This window comes from Trinickia sp. Y13 (assembly GCF_029522115.1).
Lineage (GTDB): Bacteria > Pseudomonadota > Gammaproteobacteria > Burkholderiales > Burkholderiaceae > Trinickia.
The window spans coordinates 623064-641285 of record NZ_JAKWFK010000001.1 but is presented as its reverse complement, the minus strand read 5'-3'; the positions used below and the strand labels follow the sequence as shown (position 1 = coordinate 641285).

Here is an 18222-nt window from a genome sequence, read left to right as displayed (position 1 = left end):
GCGAACTACGCGCGCGTCGAGCGGCCATGGGCGCTCGACGCGCTGCCTTTTCGAAAGGACGAACATGCCATACGAGCTCTACTACTGGGACGGATTGCAAGGTCGCGGCGAATTCGTTCGCCTTGCGCTGGAAGAGGCGCAAGCGCCGTACGTCGACATCGCGCGCGGCGCCGATGCGCCGGGGCAAGGCGAGTCGGCGCTCATCGCGGTGTTGAACAGCAAGGCCGAGCCCTACCTGCCGTTCGCGCCGCCGTTCTTGAAGGATGGCGATCTCATCGTCTCGCAAACGGCCAACATCTTGCTCTACCTCGGCCCGAAGCTGGGCCTTTCGCCGGAAAACGACTTGCGCTACGCGGTGCATGGCCTGCAGCTCACGATCGCCGATCTCGTCACCGAGGTTCACGACACTCATCATCCGATCGCGAGCGGCCAGTACTACGAGGAGCAAAAAGCGCCGGCCAAAGCGCGCGCCGCCGATTTTCTGGCCCATCGCATGCCGAAATTCCTGCGCTATTTCGAGCGCACGCTCGCGCAAAACCCGCAGGGCGATCGCCACCTCGTCGGCGCCACGCTCACGTACGCCGACTTGTCGATGTTTCAAGTGATCGAGGGGCTCCATTACGCGTTTCCGCGCGCGAGCGCCCGCTTCGCCTCGCACTATCCGCGGCTGGCCGCGCTGCGCAAGGCGGTCGCTGCGCGCCCGAACATCGCTGCCTACGTGGCTTCCGAGCGCCGGCTGCCGTTCAACGAAACCGGCATTTTCAGGCATTACCCCGAACTGGACGCCCCGGCGCACTAGTGCATGGCGCAACAGAGCGAACCGGGCGTCAGCCCGTCGGCCCAGGGCGCGGCGGGCACATCGAGCAAGCCGCGCGCATCGAGCGAGTCCAGCCGATGCTATCCTTGCGCTCGTCCCGACGCCCTCGAACCGCAAGCCTCCGCTTTTTCCGTGCTTTCATTCCTGCTTCGCCTGCGCACCCGCGCACAATCGCTGTTTCGCCTCTCGGAGGCCCACACCATGCTCGTGTGGGCCGTGGTCGTCGGCGTGCTCGGCGCCTTTGCGACGGTCGCGTTCCGCCACGGGATCGATGCCTTCCAGTGGGCCTTCACACGCCACACGGGGAGCTTCGTCGCCATGGCGCGCGCGCTGCCCTGGACCATTCGAATCTGGTTGCCCGCGGCCGGCGGGCTCGTTGCGGGCGGCTTTCTCGTCGTCGCGCGCCGCAGCGCGGATAAGCACGCGAACTCCGATTACATGGAGGCGATCTCGATCGGCGATGGCGTCGTGCCCGTGTGGCAAAGCGTCTGGCGCAGCGTTTCGTCGCTGTTCACGATCGGTTGCGGCGGCTCGATCGGGCGCGAGGGGCCCATGGTGCAGTTGGCCGCGCTGGCCGGCTCGGTCGTCGGCCGCTGGGTCCATTTCGATCCGCCGCGTCTGCGTTTGCTCGTTGCCTGCGGCGCCGCCGCGGGGATCACCTCGGCCTACAGCGCCCCCATCGCCGGCGCGTTCTTCGTCACGGAAATCGTGCTGGGCTCGATCGCGATGGAAAACTTCGGCCCCGTCGTCGTTTCGTCCGTCGTGGCGAACATCGTCATGCGCGAGTTCTCGGGCTATAAGCCGCCGTACGAGATGCCGGAGTTCCCCGCGGTCGCCGGCCCCGAAGTCATGCTCTTCGTCGCGCTCGGCTTTCTGTGCGGCTTCGTCGCGCCGCAGTTCCTGCACCTGATCGAAGCATCGCGCGCGCGCTTTAAGCGCCTGCCCCTGCCCTTGCCGCTACGCCTGGCGCTCGGCGGCCTCGTCGTGGGCATCGTCTCGGTCTGGACACCCGAGGTGTGGGGCAACGGTTACAGCGTCGTCAATTCGATCCTGCATTCGCCGTGGACCTGGACGGCGCTCGTCGTCGTGCTCGTGTGCAAGATCGTTGCAACGGCGGCCACGGTGGGCTCGGGCGCCGTGGGCGGCGTCTTCACGCCTACGCTGTTCGTCGGCGCGACGCTCGGCTCGTTGTTCGGCTTGCTGATCCACGGCTTTTGGCCGCATGGCACCTCGGGCGCGTTCGCCTATGCGATGGTGGGCATGGGCGCGTTCCTGGCCGGTGCGACGCAAGCCCCGCTGATGGCGATTCTCATGATCTTCGAGATGACGCTCAGCTATCAGGTGGTGCTGCCGCTGATGCTGTCATGCGTCGTCGCGTATTTCGTCGCCCGTGCGATCAACAAGACGTCGATGTACGAAATCACGCTGCGCCGCCATGCGGACGAGCAGGAACGGATGCGGCTGCGCGCAGCTCAGGTGCGCGAGCTCGTCAAACCGGCCGATACCGTGGTGCCGCTTGGCGCAAGCGTGCATGACATGACGCGCGTGTTCCTCGAATACCCCGTGAAGTACCTTTACGTCACCGACGACGCCGGGCATTTCCGCGGCGTCGTGGCCTTGAAGGACATCACCTCCGATCTGCTCGAGAAGCGCGACACTTCCGCGCGCACCGCCGCCGATTATCTGCAACCGGAATTCGCCGTCCTCACGCCCGATATGCCGATCGCCCTGGCGTTGCAACGCTTCCTCGTGTTCCAAGGAGAGCGCTTGCCCGTCGTCGCGAGCACGCAGGAGCCCACGCTCGTCGGCGCCGTCTACAAAACGTCGCTGCTCGATGCCTACCGTCGGATGAATCCCTCTATCTGACCGGCGCACCGGCGCCCGGCGCGTAACGCGCGCACGCGCCGATGGCAAAGCGCCACATATTTTCTACAATGAAAGCAGGCCGCCGAGCCTGCCGCGCGCCGCACCCATGGCGCCTGAGCGCAGCCCTTTCGATCGATTAGTCGATTCGGAGCGAAGATGAGCGAACCGTCCCTCGATGCCGTGCGCCGCGACCAAGCGGGTTGGATTTTCGTGCATATCGAAGGCGAGCCCTACGATCGGGGCGAGCAGCACGGCCAATTGCTGGCTGCCGAGATCAACAACGCGATCCGCACGGCCAAGTACTTGGCTCGCTGGGACACGGGAGAAGATTTCGAGACCTTCACCAAAGCGGCGCTCGCGCAGTTTTCGGCGAAGCTCGACACCGAATTCGCGGACGAGATCCAGGGCATCGCCGACGGCGCGAAGCTGCCGTTCGAGGAAGTCCTGGCGTGGAACGGCTACATGGACCTGCTGCAGAGTTGGTGGCCGGCACAAGTGGCCGCACGCGACCCGCATTTGGGCGCCAAGCCCTGGCGCGGCCGGCGCGGGCATCACTGCAGCGCGTTCATCGCCACCGGCAGCGCCACGCGCGACGGCCGCATCGTCATGGCGCACAACTCATGGGACCGCTATGCGGCCGGCGATGCGTTCAATGTCGTCTTCGACATCGTGCCCGACTCTGGGCATCGGATGTTGATGCAAGGACTGCCGGGTTGCATTTCGAGCCTGACCGATTTTTGGGTCACCTCGGCCGGACTCATGATCACCGAAACGACGATTTCGAACTTCGCCGGCTACAACAGCGCCGGCGCACCCGAGTTCTATCGATCGCGCCGCGCCACCCAATACGCCAACAGCATCGGCGATTGGTGCGAAATGTTCTCGTTGTCGAACAACGGCGGCTACGCGAATAGTTGGTTGCTCGGCGACACGAAGACGGGCGAGATCGCTCGTTACGAGCTCGGCTTGCGCTATTCCGGCTTCGAGAGCACGAAGGACGGGTTTTACAGCGGCGACAACACCGCCACGGATTTGAAGATTCGCAACCAGGAATGCATTGGCGAAGGCGAGGACTACACCGACGTGCGCAAGAACGGGGCGCGCCGGTTGCGGTTCATGCAGTTGGCCGAATTGCACCACGGCAAGATCGACCTCGAACTCGCCAAGCAAATGCTCGCAGATCACCACGACGTCTATCTGAATCGGGACGACAACCCCTGCTCGCGCACCATCTGCGGTCATTTGGAACTCGACGATGCACGCTTTGGCGCATCCGACCACGGCCCGTTCAACCCATGGGGCGCGAACGACGGCAAAGTGGTGGACAGCGAAATGGCGCGCGACCTGGCATTTTGGGCGCGCTGGGGGCACCCGTGCGGCAGGCCGTTCGACGCGCAAGCGTTCATGAAGCGCCATCCGCAATGGAATTGGCTCAACGGTTACATGCGCGACCGGCCTTCCTGGCCGTGGACGCGCTTCGAGGTGCTGCGGTAAACCCCTATCTGGGCAGATAGGGGGTTAGGCACGAGGCGTGCTGCACCGAGTGTCGGTGCAAGCCGACATCGATCGGACTGACGGTCTGGCTGCATCGGCGGTACGCACGCTCTTTCGAGGAAGGAGGTCGAGCCATGAAAGTCTCGACACTGGCAACAATGGCATTGCTCTCGGCTTCGTGCTTCGCGGCACCGATACATACCACGGCGCTCGACAGCGTCACCGCGCGCGCGGCGCTGGCGGCTGCGCGGGCGAACGCCGCACCCGTCGCGCCGCCCGCCCCCGACTTCAAGCCGGACATGGCGAACAAGCGCGGGCATTGGACGCGCATCACGCTACCGAAGCAGCACGAACTGGCAAATCACTTCGCCGCCCACGAGCGGCAGGCCCGCACATGAGCGCTCGCGAAAAACCCTCGCATCCTGCGTCCGGCACGCCCGATGGCGGCTCGACCCGCCCCACCAAGCAAGCCGAGTGGAGCACCGCATCCGTGCCCACCGAGTCGATCGAACTGCAGATCGCCGATGTGCTTCACGCGGTGCCATACCCGGCCAACAAGGACCATATCGTCGATGCGGCGCGGCAAGCCGGCGCGAGCAACGAGTTGCTGGCGATCCTCGACGGTCTGCCCGAGCAGGATTATGCCGACGTAGACGCGGTCGCGCGGCTGATCAGCAGCAACTACGGGCCGGGCCTCGGGTCCTGACGGCTTGCCCATGCCGCTCGGTTGCGGCGTGAACCACAACGCTGCGGCTTAAGAGCGTTGCGGCCCGCCCGGGCCACCGAACATGACCTTCGAGAAAAAGCCGGCCAGCACGGCCTCCGTGAGGTCGTCCGTCACATGCTGCGGGTCGCACATGCGAAACGAATGCACCCCCTCGCACAAGCCGATCAACCCCAGCGCGAGGACCTCGGCAGGCAACGACAACGGCGTGCCGACGCGCTCGGAAAACATGCGGATGTAGCCGGTCAGAAACTCGCGCTTCTCGTGAGAAAACGCGTTGAAACGCGCACGAAACTTCGCGTCGCGCGTAGCGAGCAGTTTCGCTTCGGCCCACAGCAAAAAACAATCGTCTTCGCGAAAAAACTGGCTGTACAACGTGAGCGCGCGCGCTTCCATCTCCTCGCGAGTGGCCGTGTCGTCGATGATCGCGTGCAGATCCGACTGCATGCGCTCGTGGTCGCGCAACAACAGCTCCATCAAGATCTCGCCCTTTCCACGAAAGTTCGAATAGAAGGCGCCGCGCGTATAGCCGGCCGCGTTGGCGATGTCTTCGACGCTCGCCGCGACGTAGCCTTTCTTCATGAAAATAGTCTGCGCAGCAGCGAGCAGACGCAGGCGCGTCTGCTCCTTGCTTTCTTCGCGGGTCAAGCGTTTTCGTTTCATGGAGCGAAGTTTAGCACCACCGATCCGTTTAATTCATCTTTGCATTCAAATACAACGTTGTATTAGAATGCGGCCCTGTAGTTCGATGACAGTGCTGCGCTTGGCGCGGCGCTGCAGTGGCGAACCGTGCGGCGGCGCCTCCTCTTGCAAGCGATGCAGCTTGTCCCGATTCGATGTAGCTCTTCTCTCTGGGGTCATCGTGACACGTCCCGGTGTTGACGCGCCTAGCACGGCGCGGGTGCAATTCGACGATTCTCCCTTTACCCGCTGGCACGCCGCGATGCGTCGCTGCGGAGCCACCCTTGCCCTCGGCGGCGCGCTCGCGCTGACCGCTTGCCACGAGCGCGCCAGCGTTGCGATACCGCCGCGGCCCGTCGTCGCCGTCGCCGTCCACCCCGATGGCGCGCCTCCCGAGGCCTCCCTGCCCGGTGACGTCCAAGCGCGCTACAACACGCCGCTTTCCTTCCGAGTCGCCGGCAAGATCATCGAGCGCGACGTGCGGCTGGGCGATACCGTCAAGGCGGGCCAGGTGGTCGCACGGCTCGATCCGGCCGATCTGCAAAAGAATTTGGCAAACGCGCAAGCGCAGTTGGACGCGGCCCAGCATCGGCTCGTCTACGCCAAGCAGCAGCTCGAGCGCGACAGCGCCCAAGCGCACGAGAACCTGATCGCGCCGGCTCAATTGGAGCAGACGCAGGACGCCTACGCCGCGGCCGCGGCACAGCGCGACGCCGCCCAGGCGCAACTGTCGCTCGCGCGCAATCAGCTCGCCTACGCGGCGCTCGTCGCCGATCACGCAGGCGTGATCACGGCCGAGCTGGCCGATACCGGGCAAAACGTCACCGCCGGCCAAGCCGTCTACGGTCTCGCGTGGACGGGCGAAATCGACGTCGTCTGCGACGCGCCCGAAAGCGCGCTGTCGTACCTGCGCGTCGGCAGTGCGGCGCAGGTGAGCCTGCCGGCCCTGCCCGGTCAGCGCTTCGCCGCGCGCGTGCGCGAAGTCGCCCCCGCCGCCGATCCGCAAAGCCGCACCTATCGCGTCAAGCTCACGCTGGCCGCGCCCGATGCGCGCGTTCGGCTCGGCATGACCGCGCAAATCGCCTTCGCTCAAGCGCAAGCGCAGCCGGGTGCGCATCCGTTCACGCTGCCCGTCACCGCATTGTTCCACCAGGGGGCGGATCCAGCCGTCTGGGTCGTTCGCTCGGGCGCCGACACGCTCGAATTGCGGCGCGTCTCCGTGGGACGCTACGATGAGCGCACGTTCTCGGTGACGCAAGGCTTGAGCGACGGCGACCGCGTCGTCTATCAAGGCGTTCACACCGTGAGCGCGGGCGAGCACGTGCGCGTCGTCGCGCCGCTGCATCCCGAGGACTTCGCATCATGAGCGGTTCCGATCGCCGTGACTCGGCCGCCCCGCCCGCTTCCTCCGCATCGTCCGCTTCCGACGGCGCACCGGCCTTGCATGCCGATCCGCAAACGGGCGTCCATGATGAAGGCCGCTTCAACCTTTCTGCGTGGGCGCTGCGGCATCAAGCGCTCGTCGTCTTTCTGATCGCGCTCGCCACGCTCGCGGGCATCCTCGCCTATACGCGCCTTGCGCAATCGGAAGACCCCCCGTTCACGTTCCGCGTGATGGTGGTGCGCACGCTATGGCCGGGCGCGACGGCGCGCCAAGTTCAAGAGCAGGTGACCGACCGGATCGCGCGCAAGCTCCAAGAAACGCCGTATATCGACTTCCAGCGCAGCTACTCGCGCCCCGGCGAATCGATGATCTTCTTCTCGATGAAGGACTCGGCGCCCGTCAAGGAGGTGCAGCCGACGTGGTATCAAGTGCGCAAGAAGATCGGCGACATCGCGGCGACGTTGCCGCAGGGCGTGGTCGGCCCGTTCTTCAACGATGAATTCGGCGACGTCTACACCAACGTCTACACGCTCGAAGGCGACGGTTTCTCCGCGGCGCAGCTTCACGACTATGCCGATGAGTTGCGCACGGTGCTGCTGCGCGTGCCCGGCGTCGCGAAGGTCGATTACTTCGGCGATCCCGACCAGCACATCTACGTCGAGATCGCCAACGCCGAGCTCACACGGCTGAACATATCGCCGCAGCAACTCGCGCAAGCGATCGCGTCGCAAAACGCCGTCGCCTCGCCCGGCACCGTCACGACCGCCGACGACCGTGTGTTCGTGCGCCCGGACGGTCAGTTCAAAGACGTACGGGCGCTAGCCGACACCTTGATCTCGATCGGCCATCGCAACGTGCGGCTAGGCGACATCGCCACCATCAAGCGCGGCTACGACGATCCTCCCGTGACGCAAATGCGCAATCACGGGCATGCCGTGCTCGGCATCGGCGTGACGATGCAACCGGGCGGCGACGTGATTCGCCTGGGCAAAGCGCTCGACGCCACGAGCGGCCAACTGCGCGCGCATCTACCCGCCGGCCTGAAGCTCGAGCAAGTCTCGAGCATGCCCAAGGCCGTCGCGCATTCGGTCGACGACTTCCTCGAAGCGGTCGGCGAAGCCGTGGCGATCGTGCTCATCGTCAGCCTGGTGTCGCTGGGATTTCGCACGGGGATGGTCGTCGTGATTTCGATCCCGATCGTGCTGGCCGTCACCGCGCTCGTCATGTCGATGTTCGACATCGGTCTGCATAAGGTGTCGCTGGGCACGCTCGTGCTCGCCCTCGGCTTGCTCGTCGACGACGCCATCATCGCCGTCGAAATGATGGCCGTGAAGCTCGAGCAAGGCTGGAAGCGCACGCGCGCCGCGGCCTTTGCCTACACGAGCACGGCCTTTCCGATGCTGACCGGCACGCTCGTTACCGTATCGGGCTTCTTGCCCATCGCGCTCGCCAAATCGAGCACCGGCGAGTACACGCGCTCGATCTTCGAAGTGTCGGCCATCGCCCTCATCGCATCGTGGTTCGCCGCAGTGGTGCTGATCCCGCTGCTCGGCTACCACCTGCTGCCCGAGCGCAAGCGCGCCCATGGAGAAGCGCACGACCACGAGCACGAGATCTACGACACGCGCTTTTACCGGCGTCTGGCCACTTGGATCGAGTGGTGCGTCAAACGCCGCTACGTCGTGCTCGGCATCACGGTCGTGCTCTTCGTCCTCTCGCTCGCGGCCTTCTCGCTCGTGCCGCAGCAGTTCTTCCCGAGCTCGGATCGCCCCGAATTGCTGGTCGACATGCGCCTGCCCGAAGGTGCATCGTTCGACGCGACGCTCAGACAAGCCGAGCGGCTCGAGAAGACACTCGACGGCCGCCCCGAGATCGATCATTTCGTCGATTTCGTCGGCACGGGCGCGCCGCGCTTCTATCTGCCGCTCGATCAACAACTGCAACAACCGAACTTCGCGCAATTCGTGGTCACGGCCAAATCGGTCGAAGCGCGCGAGCAGCTCGCGCGCTGGCTCGACACGCGGCTCGAAAACGACTTTTCGGGCGTGCGCACGCGCCTATCGCGCTTGGAAAACGGCCCTCCTGTCGGTTACCCGGTCCAGTTCCGCGTGAGCGGCGACGACATAGCGAAGGTGCGCGCCATTTCCGAAAAAGTGGCCTCGACGATGCGCGCCGACACGCGCACGCGCGGCGTGCAATTCGATTGGGACGAGCCGGCCGAGCGCTCGATGACCTTCGAAGTCGACCAGAACAAAGCGCGTCAACTCGGCGTGAGTTCGCAAGACGTGTCGAACTTCCTCGCAATGACGCTATCGGGCTATACGGTCACGCAGCTGCGCGAGCGCGACAAACTGATCAGCGTGGACCTGCGCGCGCCCAAGCGCGAGCGCGTCGATCCGGCCCGTTTGCTGGGGCTGGCGATGCCCACGCCCAACGGCCCCGTGCCGCTCGCCTCGCTCGGGCACATGCGCAATACGCTCGAATACGGCGTCATCTGGGAACGCGATCGCCAACCGACTATCACGGTCCAGGCCGATGTGCGCGGCAACGCGCAAGGCATCGACGTGACGCATGACGTGGACCGTGCGCTCGCACCGATCCGCGCCTCGCTGCCCCTCGGCTATCGAATCGAGGTGGGCGGCTCCGTGGAAGAAAGCGCCAAGGGGCAGAATTCGATCAACGCGCAAATGCCGCTCATGGCGATCGCCGTCTTGGTGCTCTTGATGATGCAACTGCAAAGCTTCGCGCGCGTGCTGATGGTCGTGCTGACCGCGCCGCTCGGGCTGATCGGCGTCGTCACGACGCTGCTCGTCTTCGGCAAGCCGTTCGGTTTCGTCGCCATGCTCGGGGTGATCGCCATGTTGGGCATCATCATGCGCAACTCGGTGATTCTCGTCGATCAGATCGAGCAGGACATCGCGGCCGGACACAAGCGCTTCGATGCCATCGTCGGTGCGACCGTACGCCGGTTCCGGCCGATCACGCTCACGGCGGCCGCGGCGGTGCTCGCGCTCATTCCGCTGTTGCGCTCCAACTTCTTCGGGCCGATGGCCACCGCCCTCATGGGCGGCATCACGAGCGCCACCGTGCTGACGCTCTTTTATTTGCCCGCGCTCTACGCCACGTGGTTCAGAGTGCGGCTCGACGAACGCGATCCGTCGCCGGACGCGCAAGCGCATACGGGAAATTGACTATGAGCATCTTGCGCATCGTTCATGAACGCCAAGCGCTCGGACCCGCGCTTGCGCTCGCGGCAGTCCTTGCTTTGACCGCCTGCTCCCTCGGGCCGAACGGCGAGCCGCCCGCCATGCCCTCGCCGGCGCACTACGGACAAACCGCGTTGCCCGCGCAAACGGCCGTTGCCGGGGGCGTCGCGCAGCAGTTCGAGGCCGGCGCGCACCCCGTGCCGCAGTGGTGGAGACTGTATCGCTCCCCGCAATTGGACGCCCTCGTCGATGAAGGCTTGAAGAACAGCCCGACGCTGGCGGCAACCGAGCGAACCCTTGCCGGCGCGCACGAGCAGTTGCGCGCACAAATCGGCTCGTCGCTGCTGCCGACCGTCGATGCGGGTGCGCAAGCGACGCGCGAGCGCGCGCTCGGCATTCCCGAAGCCGGCCCGCCGACGGTGCGCTATAACGTCTTCGTCGGCCAGATCCAAGCGCACTACACCTTCGATCTATTCGGCGCCGTTCGCTATGCCAATGCGGCGCTTCATGCGCGCGTCGACGTCCAAGCGTTCGAGCTCGACGCCGCTCGGCGGGCGCTGGCGGCCAACATCGTCACGACGGCGATCACCGCGGCGGCGCTGAGCGACCAGATCGAGGCCACGCAGCGGTTGATCGCGCTCGCACAGCAAACGGCGCGCGAGGACGCACGGCGCTATGCCTTGGGCGCGGCGCCCCACGTGCAAGCGTTGACCTCAGAGCAAAATGCGGCCGCACTCGCGGCCAGCTTGCCCGGGATGCTGCAACAGCGCCAAACCGCGTTACACGCATTGGCGGTGCTGATCGGCCGCACGCCCGACGCAGCGCCGAGCGTCCCCTCGCTCTCGGCAATCGCGTTGCCCGAGCGCGTGCCCGTTGTCGTGCCGTCTGAGCTTTTGCATGCGCGCCCCGACATCGCCGCGGCCGAAGCGTCGCTCAAAGCGGCGGCGGCCGAAGTCGGCGTTGCGACGGCGCAGTTGTTCCCGAGCCTGTCGTTGACGGCATCGATGGGACAAGGCGGGTTCAGTTGGCCGACGGCGCTATCGGGCGCCGGGGCGCTATGGAGCATCGGCGGATCGCTGAGCCAGCCGCTGTTTCATGGCGGAGCGCTGCTGGCGCAACGGCGCGCGGCGATCGACTTTTACGAGGCTTCGGCCGATCAGTACAAAGCGACGGTGTTATCGGCATTCCAGAATGTCGCCGATACGTTGGCCGCGCTCGAACACGATGCGCAGGCGGCGAGCGCCACCGAACAACAAACGCAAGCGGCGCGACGAGCATTCGACGAAACGGCGGCGCGGGGACGCTTAGGCGCAGTTGCGCCGACAGCCGTGCAAGCTAGCGAGCAGCAATATCGCAACGCCGAGCTCGGCGCGATTCGTGCGACGGGACAACGATTGATCGATACGGCGGCGTTGTTCCAGGCGATGGGAGAGTCGCCTGAGCGGAGCATTCCTCAATAGTAGGAAATGCACGCGTGCTTCGGCGCATTTGCTCGATCGTGCTGGCAACGGCACGCTAAACTGACACGACGTCTTGCGCCGGCGACGACTTATCCGTTTCATGCCCGAATGCATCCTTGGTGCGAAAAAACCGGCTCACGGGGCTTTTATCGAGTACGGGACCTCGAAGGCAGCAGACGACCGGTGTCCCCATTCCCACCACGCGATCGGTGGCCTCATTCGAGGTAGCGAATGCCAGAGCCGCAGTCACAGCCATACCTTACCCGCCCAAAGACCCCCACGGGGACAAGAAAGCGCGCCGCGTCCGATGCTCTCGGGGAGGAGCCTCTTCAAAAGCGCCTCGACCAGAACCGACCGGTGTCGCCGCCGCTGGCAACGCGGCAAGGCCGGTATGTTAAAAACACACCACTGGATCAAACGCCATCTGCGCTGCCACCGGTAGCGGAACAACAGGCCACGGATGGCACGGCGGCCGCCAACGGCCAGCAGGCGCCGGCCACCGAGGCGCCTTCGACCTCGGCATCGGAAACATCCACGGCCACGACCACCCCCGCGCCGCCCCCCGCCATTCGACACCAAGACGTGCCGCCGCTGCAAACCTGGGACAACGTCTCAGCCGAACACGGCAAGGCATTGATAACTGCCAAGCAGATTATCGCGGATGTACGGACACAGCTTCGTTTCAGAAGCGCAAATCAAGAGTGGAACTTCGCCCGCTCCGAAGGCCAGCGTGACGAGGTGACCAAAAGAGTGCAGTTTCTGTATCAGTGTGCCAGTTTCTACGTGCAAGACGAGTTGCGGCGCTATATCGCTCGACATGAGCCGGCGCAACGAGCCGCCTGGGTCGACTCCCGGCTCGCGACTTATGCCACACAGCTTGAAGAAAAAAAGGAGCCCCAAGCAGATTCCTTGAAACAGGAATTTCGGCGTGCATTGACAGCAGCGCTGGGACCGGCGGTGAGCGAAGCGAGCGCAGCGGAGGCTTCGAACGTGGCCGTCAAATCGGCAATGGACGACCTTCGCAGCCAAGTGATGAACAGAAAGCCAAGGCTGCGCGCCCTCGCAGCCCAAGCGATCGAAGCGGGAAACTGCGACCAAATGGCCGCGCTCACGTTCATGCTTGCCCGTGAACGATTCGAGCGGGACTATCTCGTTCAGTTGGTCAGCGTTCCGGGTCATATCTTTTGCCGCGTCGGCAAACGGCATTGGCGAGACGAACACTTTATCGTCATCGACCCTTGGCCTCGCGATGCATACCCCATCCTCGCCGGGCACCATTTGGGATACCGCCACGTCATGACGTTGCAACGCAGCAAACCTGGCCTACACGCTTGCGTATCGAATGACAAGCAAGAGCGCTACGCGAGATTCCGCGAAAGCATGCGGTGGGCGTTCGCCCATTACGAGGCCAACACGTGGGTTCATCAGAAGCCAAGCGACTGGTACTGGACGGGCAATTCCTTGCATAACTGCTTGTATCCGACGCCCGCAGATCAGTCGACGATCGTGACATATTATGTCAACCCAGCCACTACAGAGGAAGAAGAACGAGCGCAGGCTGTCTATGAAACGATGCAATCGTTGCTGCAGGCGGTAGACGAGCAGCAAACGCCGACTGATGATGCAACGCTGCAAGCGTTGCTGCGGGAGATTGAAGGGCAGCAGGCGCCGGCTCCTGATGCTGCGCTGCAAGCGTTGCTCCAAGGGATGGAAGCGCCGTCGCCCCGACGAGTGGCGGCGGGACACCAACCGCCGGCGAACCAGCCACAGCGGGGCGAACAACAACGAGGCTGGTTCGACGGGTTGGGACAACTGTACCCCCTCGGTTCGCCACCGTACGGTTTTGACAACTTTTGATTCCCGCCAAAACCGGGGCGGCCCATGCCAAGCGCCCTTACACGCTGCCTGCCAACCGCTTCTTCTCTGCCCTCAGCATGAAGTAATTGATCGCGATGACGCCGATGGTGACCACCCCGATAAACAAGGTCGCCAGCGCGTTCATCTCGGGGTTGAGCCCCAGCCGCACGCGCGAGAATACAACGAGGGGTAGCGTGGTCGAACCCGGCCCGGACAAGAACGCCGACAGCACGAGATCGTCGATCGACAGCGTAAACGACAGCAACCACCCCGACATCAGCGCTTGCGAAATCAACGGCAGCGTAATGGCGAAGAACACCTTGAACGGCGTCGCCCCCAGGTCCAGCGCGGCCTCCTCGAGCGACGGATTCAATTCGCGCACGCGCGACTGCACGATGATCGCGACATACGACATGCACAGCATGACGTGACCGATCCAAATCGTCACGAATCCTCGCCCTTCGGGCCATCCAAGCCACTTGCCCATTTCGATGAAAAGCAGCAGCAACGAAATGCCTTGGATGACTTCGGGAATCACCAGCGGCGCATTGATCATCCCCGAAAACAGCGCGAAGCCGCGAAAACGACCCATCCGTGCGAGCACGAAGCCCGCCCACGTGCCGATGAATACCGATGCACACGCCGTCAATAGCGCGATGCGCAGCGAAAGCCAAAACGCGGCAATGAGTTCGTCGTCCTGCGCGAGCGCGGCGTACCAGCGCAGCGAAAAATGCGTCCAAACCGTCACGAGTTGCGATTCGTTGAACGAATAGACGATCAAGCTCAGGATCGGGATATACAGAAACGCAAAACCGATCCCGAGCGCGGTCAGTTGCAAAGTGCGGTTCGGTTTGATCATCGCCGCGCTTCCAGTTGTTTGGCCTGAAAGTGCTGGAACATCGCCATCGGCACGAGCAACAGCAAGACCATCGCACAGGTGACCGCGGAGGCCATCGGCCAGTCGGCATTGTTGAAGAACTCGTTCCACATGACGCGGCCGATCATCAACGTATTCGCGCCCCCAAGCAGTTCGGGGATCACGTACTCGCCCACCGCAGGAATGAATACGAGCAGGCACCCGGCGATGATGCCGTTCTTCGATAGCGGCAAGGTGATCTGCACGAAGGCTTTCCACGGCTTGGCGCCGAGATCGTAGGCCGCTTCGAGCAGCGTCAAGTCCATTTTCACGAGGTGCGCGTAAAGCGGCATCACGAGAAACGGCAAGTAGGAATAGACCATCCCGATATAAACGGCCGCATTCGTCCGGTACAGCTCGATGGGCGTATGAATCAACCCGATCGTCATGAGGAAATTGTTGAGCAAGCCATTGTTCTTGAGGATGCCGATCCATGCATAGACGCGAATCAAGAACGACGTCCAGAACGGCAGCATCACCGCCATCATCAAGAGGTTGCGCGATTGCGGATTCGAGCGCGCGATGTAGTACGCCATCGGGTAGCCGAGCAGCAGGCAGATCAGCGTCGTGACGGCCGCGACGACGACCGAATTGACGTAAGTGGCGAAGTACAGACTATCGGTAAAGAGGAACGCATAATGCGCCACGTTCAGCGAAATCTGGACAACCCCATCTTTGAACGCAACGAGTTCGGTGTACGGCGGGATGCCGAGCTGCAACTCTGCGAAGCTGATCTTGACGACGAGCAAGAACGGCACGAAGAAGAACATCAGCAACCAGAGGAACGGCCCCGCGACGACGGCCGTGCCGCCCGTCAACTTCAGCTTGCGAGCGGGCCAGGTCGAGAGTGCGAGCACACGCGTCTTCATGCCGTCAGCACCACGCCGGCCGATGCGCTCCAGCGCACATAGATCTCATCGCCCCACGTGGGCGAATCGATTTCCGTCAAGGCAAGGCTCGACACATTGGCGACGACCGTCTTGCCCGAGTCGAGTTCCACGTGATAGAGCGAGTACCCGCCCATATACGCAATGTTGGAAACCGTGCCGCGCCCCCAGTTGAACGCGCCTTCGGGCGGCTTTCGCGTCAGCGCGATGCGCTCGGGGCGGACCGAAATCGTCACCGGCATGCCGAGCGGCCCGGTGATGCCGTGATTGACGTACAGCCGGCAAGGCAACTGCGCTGTCTCGACGAACACATGATCGGGCTCGTCTTCGACGACGTGCCCGTCGAAGAGATTGGTGGAGCCGATGAACTCCGCCGAGAAACGCGAGTTCGGATATTCATAGACCTCATGCGGCGTGCCAAGCTGCACGATCTGGCCTTCGCTCATCACCGCGAGGCGGTCGGCCATCGTCATCGCCTCCTCCTGATCGTGCGTCACCATGATGCAAGTGACACCCACCCGATCGAGAATGTTCACGAGCTCGATCTGCGTGCGCTGGCGGATCTGCTTATCGAGCGCCGACATCGGCTCGTCCAGCAGCAGCAGCTTCGGCCGCTTCACGAGCGAGCGCGCAAGCGCCACGCGTTGCTGCTGACCGCCCGAGAGCTGGTGCGGCTTACGTTTGGCGAACCGCCCCATTTGCACGAGATCGAGCGCATCGGCCACCCGCGCCTTCAATTCGGCCTTTGCCACGCCTTCTTGCTTGAGTCCGAATGCGACGTTCGACTCGACGCTCATGTGCGGAAACAGCGCGTACGACTGGAACATCATGTTGACCGGCCGGCGATACGGCGGCATGAGTGCCAAATCTTCCCCGTCGATCAAAATCTTGCCCGAGGTGACCGATTCCAGCCCTGCGAGCATTCGCAGCAGCGTGGACTTGCCGCAACCCGAGCTGCCGAGCAATGCGAACAGTTCGCCTTTCTCTACCGACAGATCGACATTCTTGACCGCGACGGTTTCGCCGAACTTCTTGACGACGTCGACGATCTGCACGAAGTTGTCGACCGATGCATCGCCGGCCGGCTTTGCTGCTGCGGGTCGCGCGCCGGCAGGCGGCTGTGAGCTCGACTGATCGCTCATGATGTCCTGCTTGACTCCACTCGTTTGATGTACAAAGCCCCCGGCAACGTCTCCGGGGGCTTGATGATTACATGCCGCGCGCGGCGATGAGGTTATCGGCCCGACTTGAATTCAGTCCAAAGCCGCGTCTGCAGCCGTTGAATTTCCGGTGGCAGCGGCTTGAGCAAGAAGAGCGTCTTGACGACGTCGGCCGGCGGATAGACGGCGGGATCGTTGGCGATCTTGGGATCGACGTACTTCTTCGCTTCCGCGTTCGCGCTCGGATAGAACACGGCGTTCGTGATCGCTGCATGAACCTGCGGCGTCTCGATGTAGTTGATCCACTCGAGGGCCGCTTCCTTGTGCGCGGCGTCTTTCGGAATCGCCATCACGTCGAACCAGATGGGCGCGCCGCCCTTCGGCACGTAGTACTCGATCTTGTACGGCTTCTTCGCTTCGAGCGCGCGATGCTTGGCGATCACGACGTCGCCCGACCAGCCGTAAGCGAAGCAAATGTCGCCTCCGACCATATCGTTGATGTAGCCCGACGAGTTGAACTGCGTGATGTACGGGCGGATTTTTTTCAGCATCGCGAGCGCGGCCTGATAATCGGCCGGATTCGTGCTCACCGGGTCCTTGCCGATGTAGTGCAGCGCCGCGGCAAAGACCTGATCGGGCGCATCGAGCACCGACACGCCGCAGGCTTTGAGCTTCGAAATATTCTCGGGCTTGAATAGCACATCCCAATTGTCCAGGGGGACGTTCTTGCCGAGGATTTGCTGGACCTTCGTCACGTTGTAGCCGAGGCCCGTCGTGCCCCAAGCCCAAGGCACAACGTACTTGTTGCCCGGATCGGCGCCTGCGACGAGGGCCATCAGTTGCGGGTCGAGGTATTTGAGGTTTGGCAGCTTCGACTTGTCCAAGGGAGCGAAGATGCCCGCGGCGATTTGCTTGCCTGCGTAATTGCTCGTGGGGACGACGATGTCGTAGCCCGAATTACCGGTCAGAAGCTTGGCTTGCAGCGTGTCGTCGCTGTCGTAGTTGTCGTAGCGGACTTTGACGCCGGACTGTTTCTCGAAGTTGGGGATCGTGTCCTTGGCGATGTAATCGGACCAGTTGTAGACGTTCAGTTGCGTATCTTTGGCCGACGCCGCCCACGGCGCCGCGCACAAAAAGAGTGCAGCCAGTGCGCCCATTGCCTGTTTTTTCATCCCGTTCTCCCATGCGGACCGGTTCGCCGGCCTCAACCCCGCCATGCCGCCACGCCATGCGCGCGGCTCCCGTGAAAAACCCGAAAGCTACCATCAATCATTGGCGCGCGACATAAAAATGCGAGCGGATCGGACCGGTTGTCGCACAAACGGCACAGCCTTACCGAGAACACCTCACGCACGCTTGCCGCGGACTCTCGCGCAACGACAAATCGGGCGCAATTTTATCGGGTTATCGCCCCATGTCTACCGGAATAAAACCTGCCTCGGCCTTTCGGATAGCCTGCATCCGCGCGTCCCCCTTGCGCGCAGGGTGATTGTCCAAGCGGCGACCGCCTCGGATACCATACGGGTAGCTCCGTTTTCGAGACCGTTTTCGATGGCTTCCAACCTCCACGCCCTACCCGACAGCCCGTGCATCGGGGTGTGCTCCACGTTGTTCGACGAAATCTGCAAAGGATGCGGGCGCACGGCCATGGAGGTCTCCAATTGGGTCTTCATGAGCGATGTCGAAAAGCGCGCAGTGTGGGAGCGTATCGAGCGCGAAGGCACGGCGATGCGGTTTCGCAACGACAAGGACTGAGGGCGCGTTGCGCCA

15 protein-coding genes are annotated in these 18222 nt (G+C 63.4%); 10 read left to right on the top strand and 5 right to left on the bottom strand.

Annotation, left to right across the window (positions count from 1 at the left end; all coding sequences use genetic code 11):
• Nucleotides 1-64 precede the first annotated feature (64 nt).
• The 5 genes from MMB74_RS02785 to MMB74_RS02765 all read left to right on the top strand — a co-directional run bounded on the left by MMB74_RS02785 (nucleotide 65) and on the right by MMB74_RS02765 (nucleotide 4883).
• Nucleotides 65-799 carry a glutathione S-transferase gene (locus MMB74_RS02785; RefSeq protein WP_277427051.1) on the top strand — a complete coding sequence of 245 codons (735 nt, stop codon included), beginning with the start codon at nucleotides 65-67 and terminating at the stop codon, nucleotides 797-799.
• A 150-nt stretch (nucleotides 800-949) separates the two neighbouring features.
• Entirely contained in the window at nucleotides 950-2683 is a 1734-nt protein-coding gene (locus tag MMB74_RS02780; protein ID WP_277427132.1) for a ClcB-like voltage-gated chloride channel protein, read from the top strand.
• Nucleotides 2684-2839: 156 nt separating this feature from the next.
• Nucleotides 2840-4177, top strand: coding sequence for a C45 family peptidase (locus MMB74_RS02775; RefSeq protein WP_277427050.1), 1338 nt, complete (start codon nucleotides 2840-2842; stop codon nucleotides 4175-4177).
• A 134-nt stretch (nucleotides 4178-4311) separates the two neighbouring features.
• Complete coding sequence (locus MMB74_RS02770; protein WP_277427049.1) at nucleotides 4312-4575, top strand: hypothetical protein; 264 nt, start codon at nucleotides 4312-4314, stop codon at nucleotides 4573-4575.
• 92 nt (nucleotides 4576-4667) lie between these two features.
• The gene (locus MMB74_RS02765; protein ID WP_277427131.1) at nucleotides 4668-4883 is read left to right on the top strand and encodes a DUF2795 domain-containing protein; all 216 of its coding nucleotides are present in this window, start codon (nucleotides 4668-4670) and stop codon (nucleotides 4881-4883) included.
• Between the two features lie 48 nt (nucleotides 4884-4931).
• Here the strand turns inward: MMB74_RS02765 and MMB74_RS02760 are convergent, their stop codons facing one another.
• Nucleotides 4932-5564, bottom strand: a complete 633-nt coding sequence (locus MMB74_RS02760; protein WP_277427048.1) for a TetR/AcrR family transcriptional regulator — start codon at nucleotides 5562-5564, stop codon at nucleotides 4932-4934.
• A gap of 280 nt (nucleotides 5565-5844) precedes the next feature.
• On the opposite strand from MMB74_RS02760, the gene MMB74_RS02755 reads away from it, so the two are divergent.
• The 4 genes from MMB74_RS02755 to MMB74_RS02740 all read left to right on the top strand — a co-directional run bounded on the left by MMB74_RS02755 (nucleotide 5845) and on the right by MMB74_RS02740 (nucleotide 13489).
• Complete coding sequence (locus MMB74_RS02755) at nucleotides 5845-6948, top strand: efflux RND transporter periplasmic adaptor subunit (RefSeq protein WP_277427047.1); 1104 nt, start codon at nucleotides 5845-5847, stop codon at nucleotides 6946-6948.
• Nucleotides 6945-10157: an efflux RND transporter permease subunit gene (locus tag MMB74_RS02750; protein WP_277427046.1), complete on the top strand. Its 3213-nt coding sequence runs from the start codon at nucleotides 6945-6947 to the stop codon at nucleotides 10155-10157. The genes MMB74_RS02755 and MMB74_RS02750 overlap by 4 nt, the downstream gene beginning before the upstream one ends.
• Nucleotides 10158-10159: 2 nt before the next feature.
• Complete coding sequence (locus tag MMB74_RS02745; protein WP_277427045.1) at nucleotides 10160-11632, top strand: efflux transporter outer membrane subunit; 1473 nt, start codon at nucleotides 10160-10162, stop codon at nucleotides 11630-11632.
• Between the two features lie 231 nt (nucleotides 11633-11863).
• Nucleotides 11864-13489 carry a hypothetical protein gene (locus MMB74_RS02740; protein WP_277427044.1) on the top strand — a complete coding sequence of 542 codons (1626 nt, stop codon included), beginning with the start codon at nucleotides 11864-11866 and terminating at the stop codon, nucleotides 13487-13489.
• Between the two features lie 37 nt (nucleotides 13490-13526).
• Here MMB74_RS02740 and MMB74_RS02735 read toward each other — a convergent pair whose 3' ends face one another.
• The 4 genes from MMB74_RS02735 to MMB74_RS02720 all read right to left on the bottom strand — a co-directional run bounded on the left by MMB74_RS02735 (nucleotide 13527) and on the right by MMB74_RS02720 (nucleotide 17624).
• On the bottom strand, nucleotides 13527-14345 hold the full coding sequence (locus MMB74_RS02735) for an ABC transporter permease subunit (protein ID WP_277427130.1): 819 nt from the start codon (nucleotides 14343-14345) through the stop codon (nucleotides 13527-13529).
• Nucleotides 14345-15274, bottom strand: coding sequence for an ABC transporter permease subunit (locus MMB74_RS02730; protein ID WP_277427043.1), 930 nt, complete (start codon nucleotides 15272-15274; stop codon nucleotides 14345-14347). Before MMB74_RS02730 ends, MMB74_RS02735 begins: the two co-directional genes overlap by 1 nt.
• Nucleotides 15271-16434, bottom strand: a complete 1164-nt coding sequence (gene potA / locus MMB74_RS02725; protein WP_277427042.1) for a polyamine ABC transporter ATP-binding protein — start codon at nucleotides 16432-16434, stop codon at nucleotides 15271-15273. The genes MMB74_RS02730 and potA overlap by 4 nt, the downstream gene beginning before the upstream one ends.
• Before the next feature lie 92 nt (nucleotides 16435-16526).
• Nucleotides 16527-17624: a polyamine ABC transporter substrate-binding protein gene (locus MMB74_RS02720; RefSeq protein ID WP_277427041.1), complete on the bottom strand. Its 1098-nt coding sequence runs from the start codon at nucleotides 17622-17624 to the stop codon at nucleotides 16527-16529.
• A 379-nt stretch (nucleotides 17625-18003) separates the two neighbouring features.
• Between MMB74_RS02720 and MMB74_RS02715 the strand changes: the two genes are divergently transcribed.
• Nucleotides 18004-18207, top strand: a complete 204-nt coding sequence (locus tag MMB74_RS02715; RefSeq protein ID WP_277427040.1) for a DUF1289 domain-containing protein — start codon at nucleotides 18004-18006, stop codon at nucleotides 18205-18207.
• Nucleotides 18208-18222 lie beyond the last annotated feature (15 nt).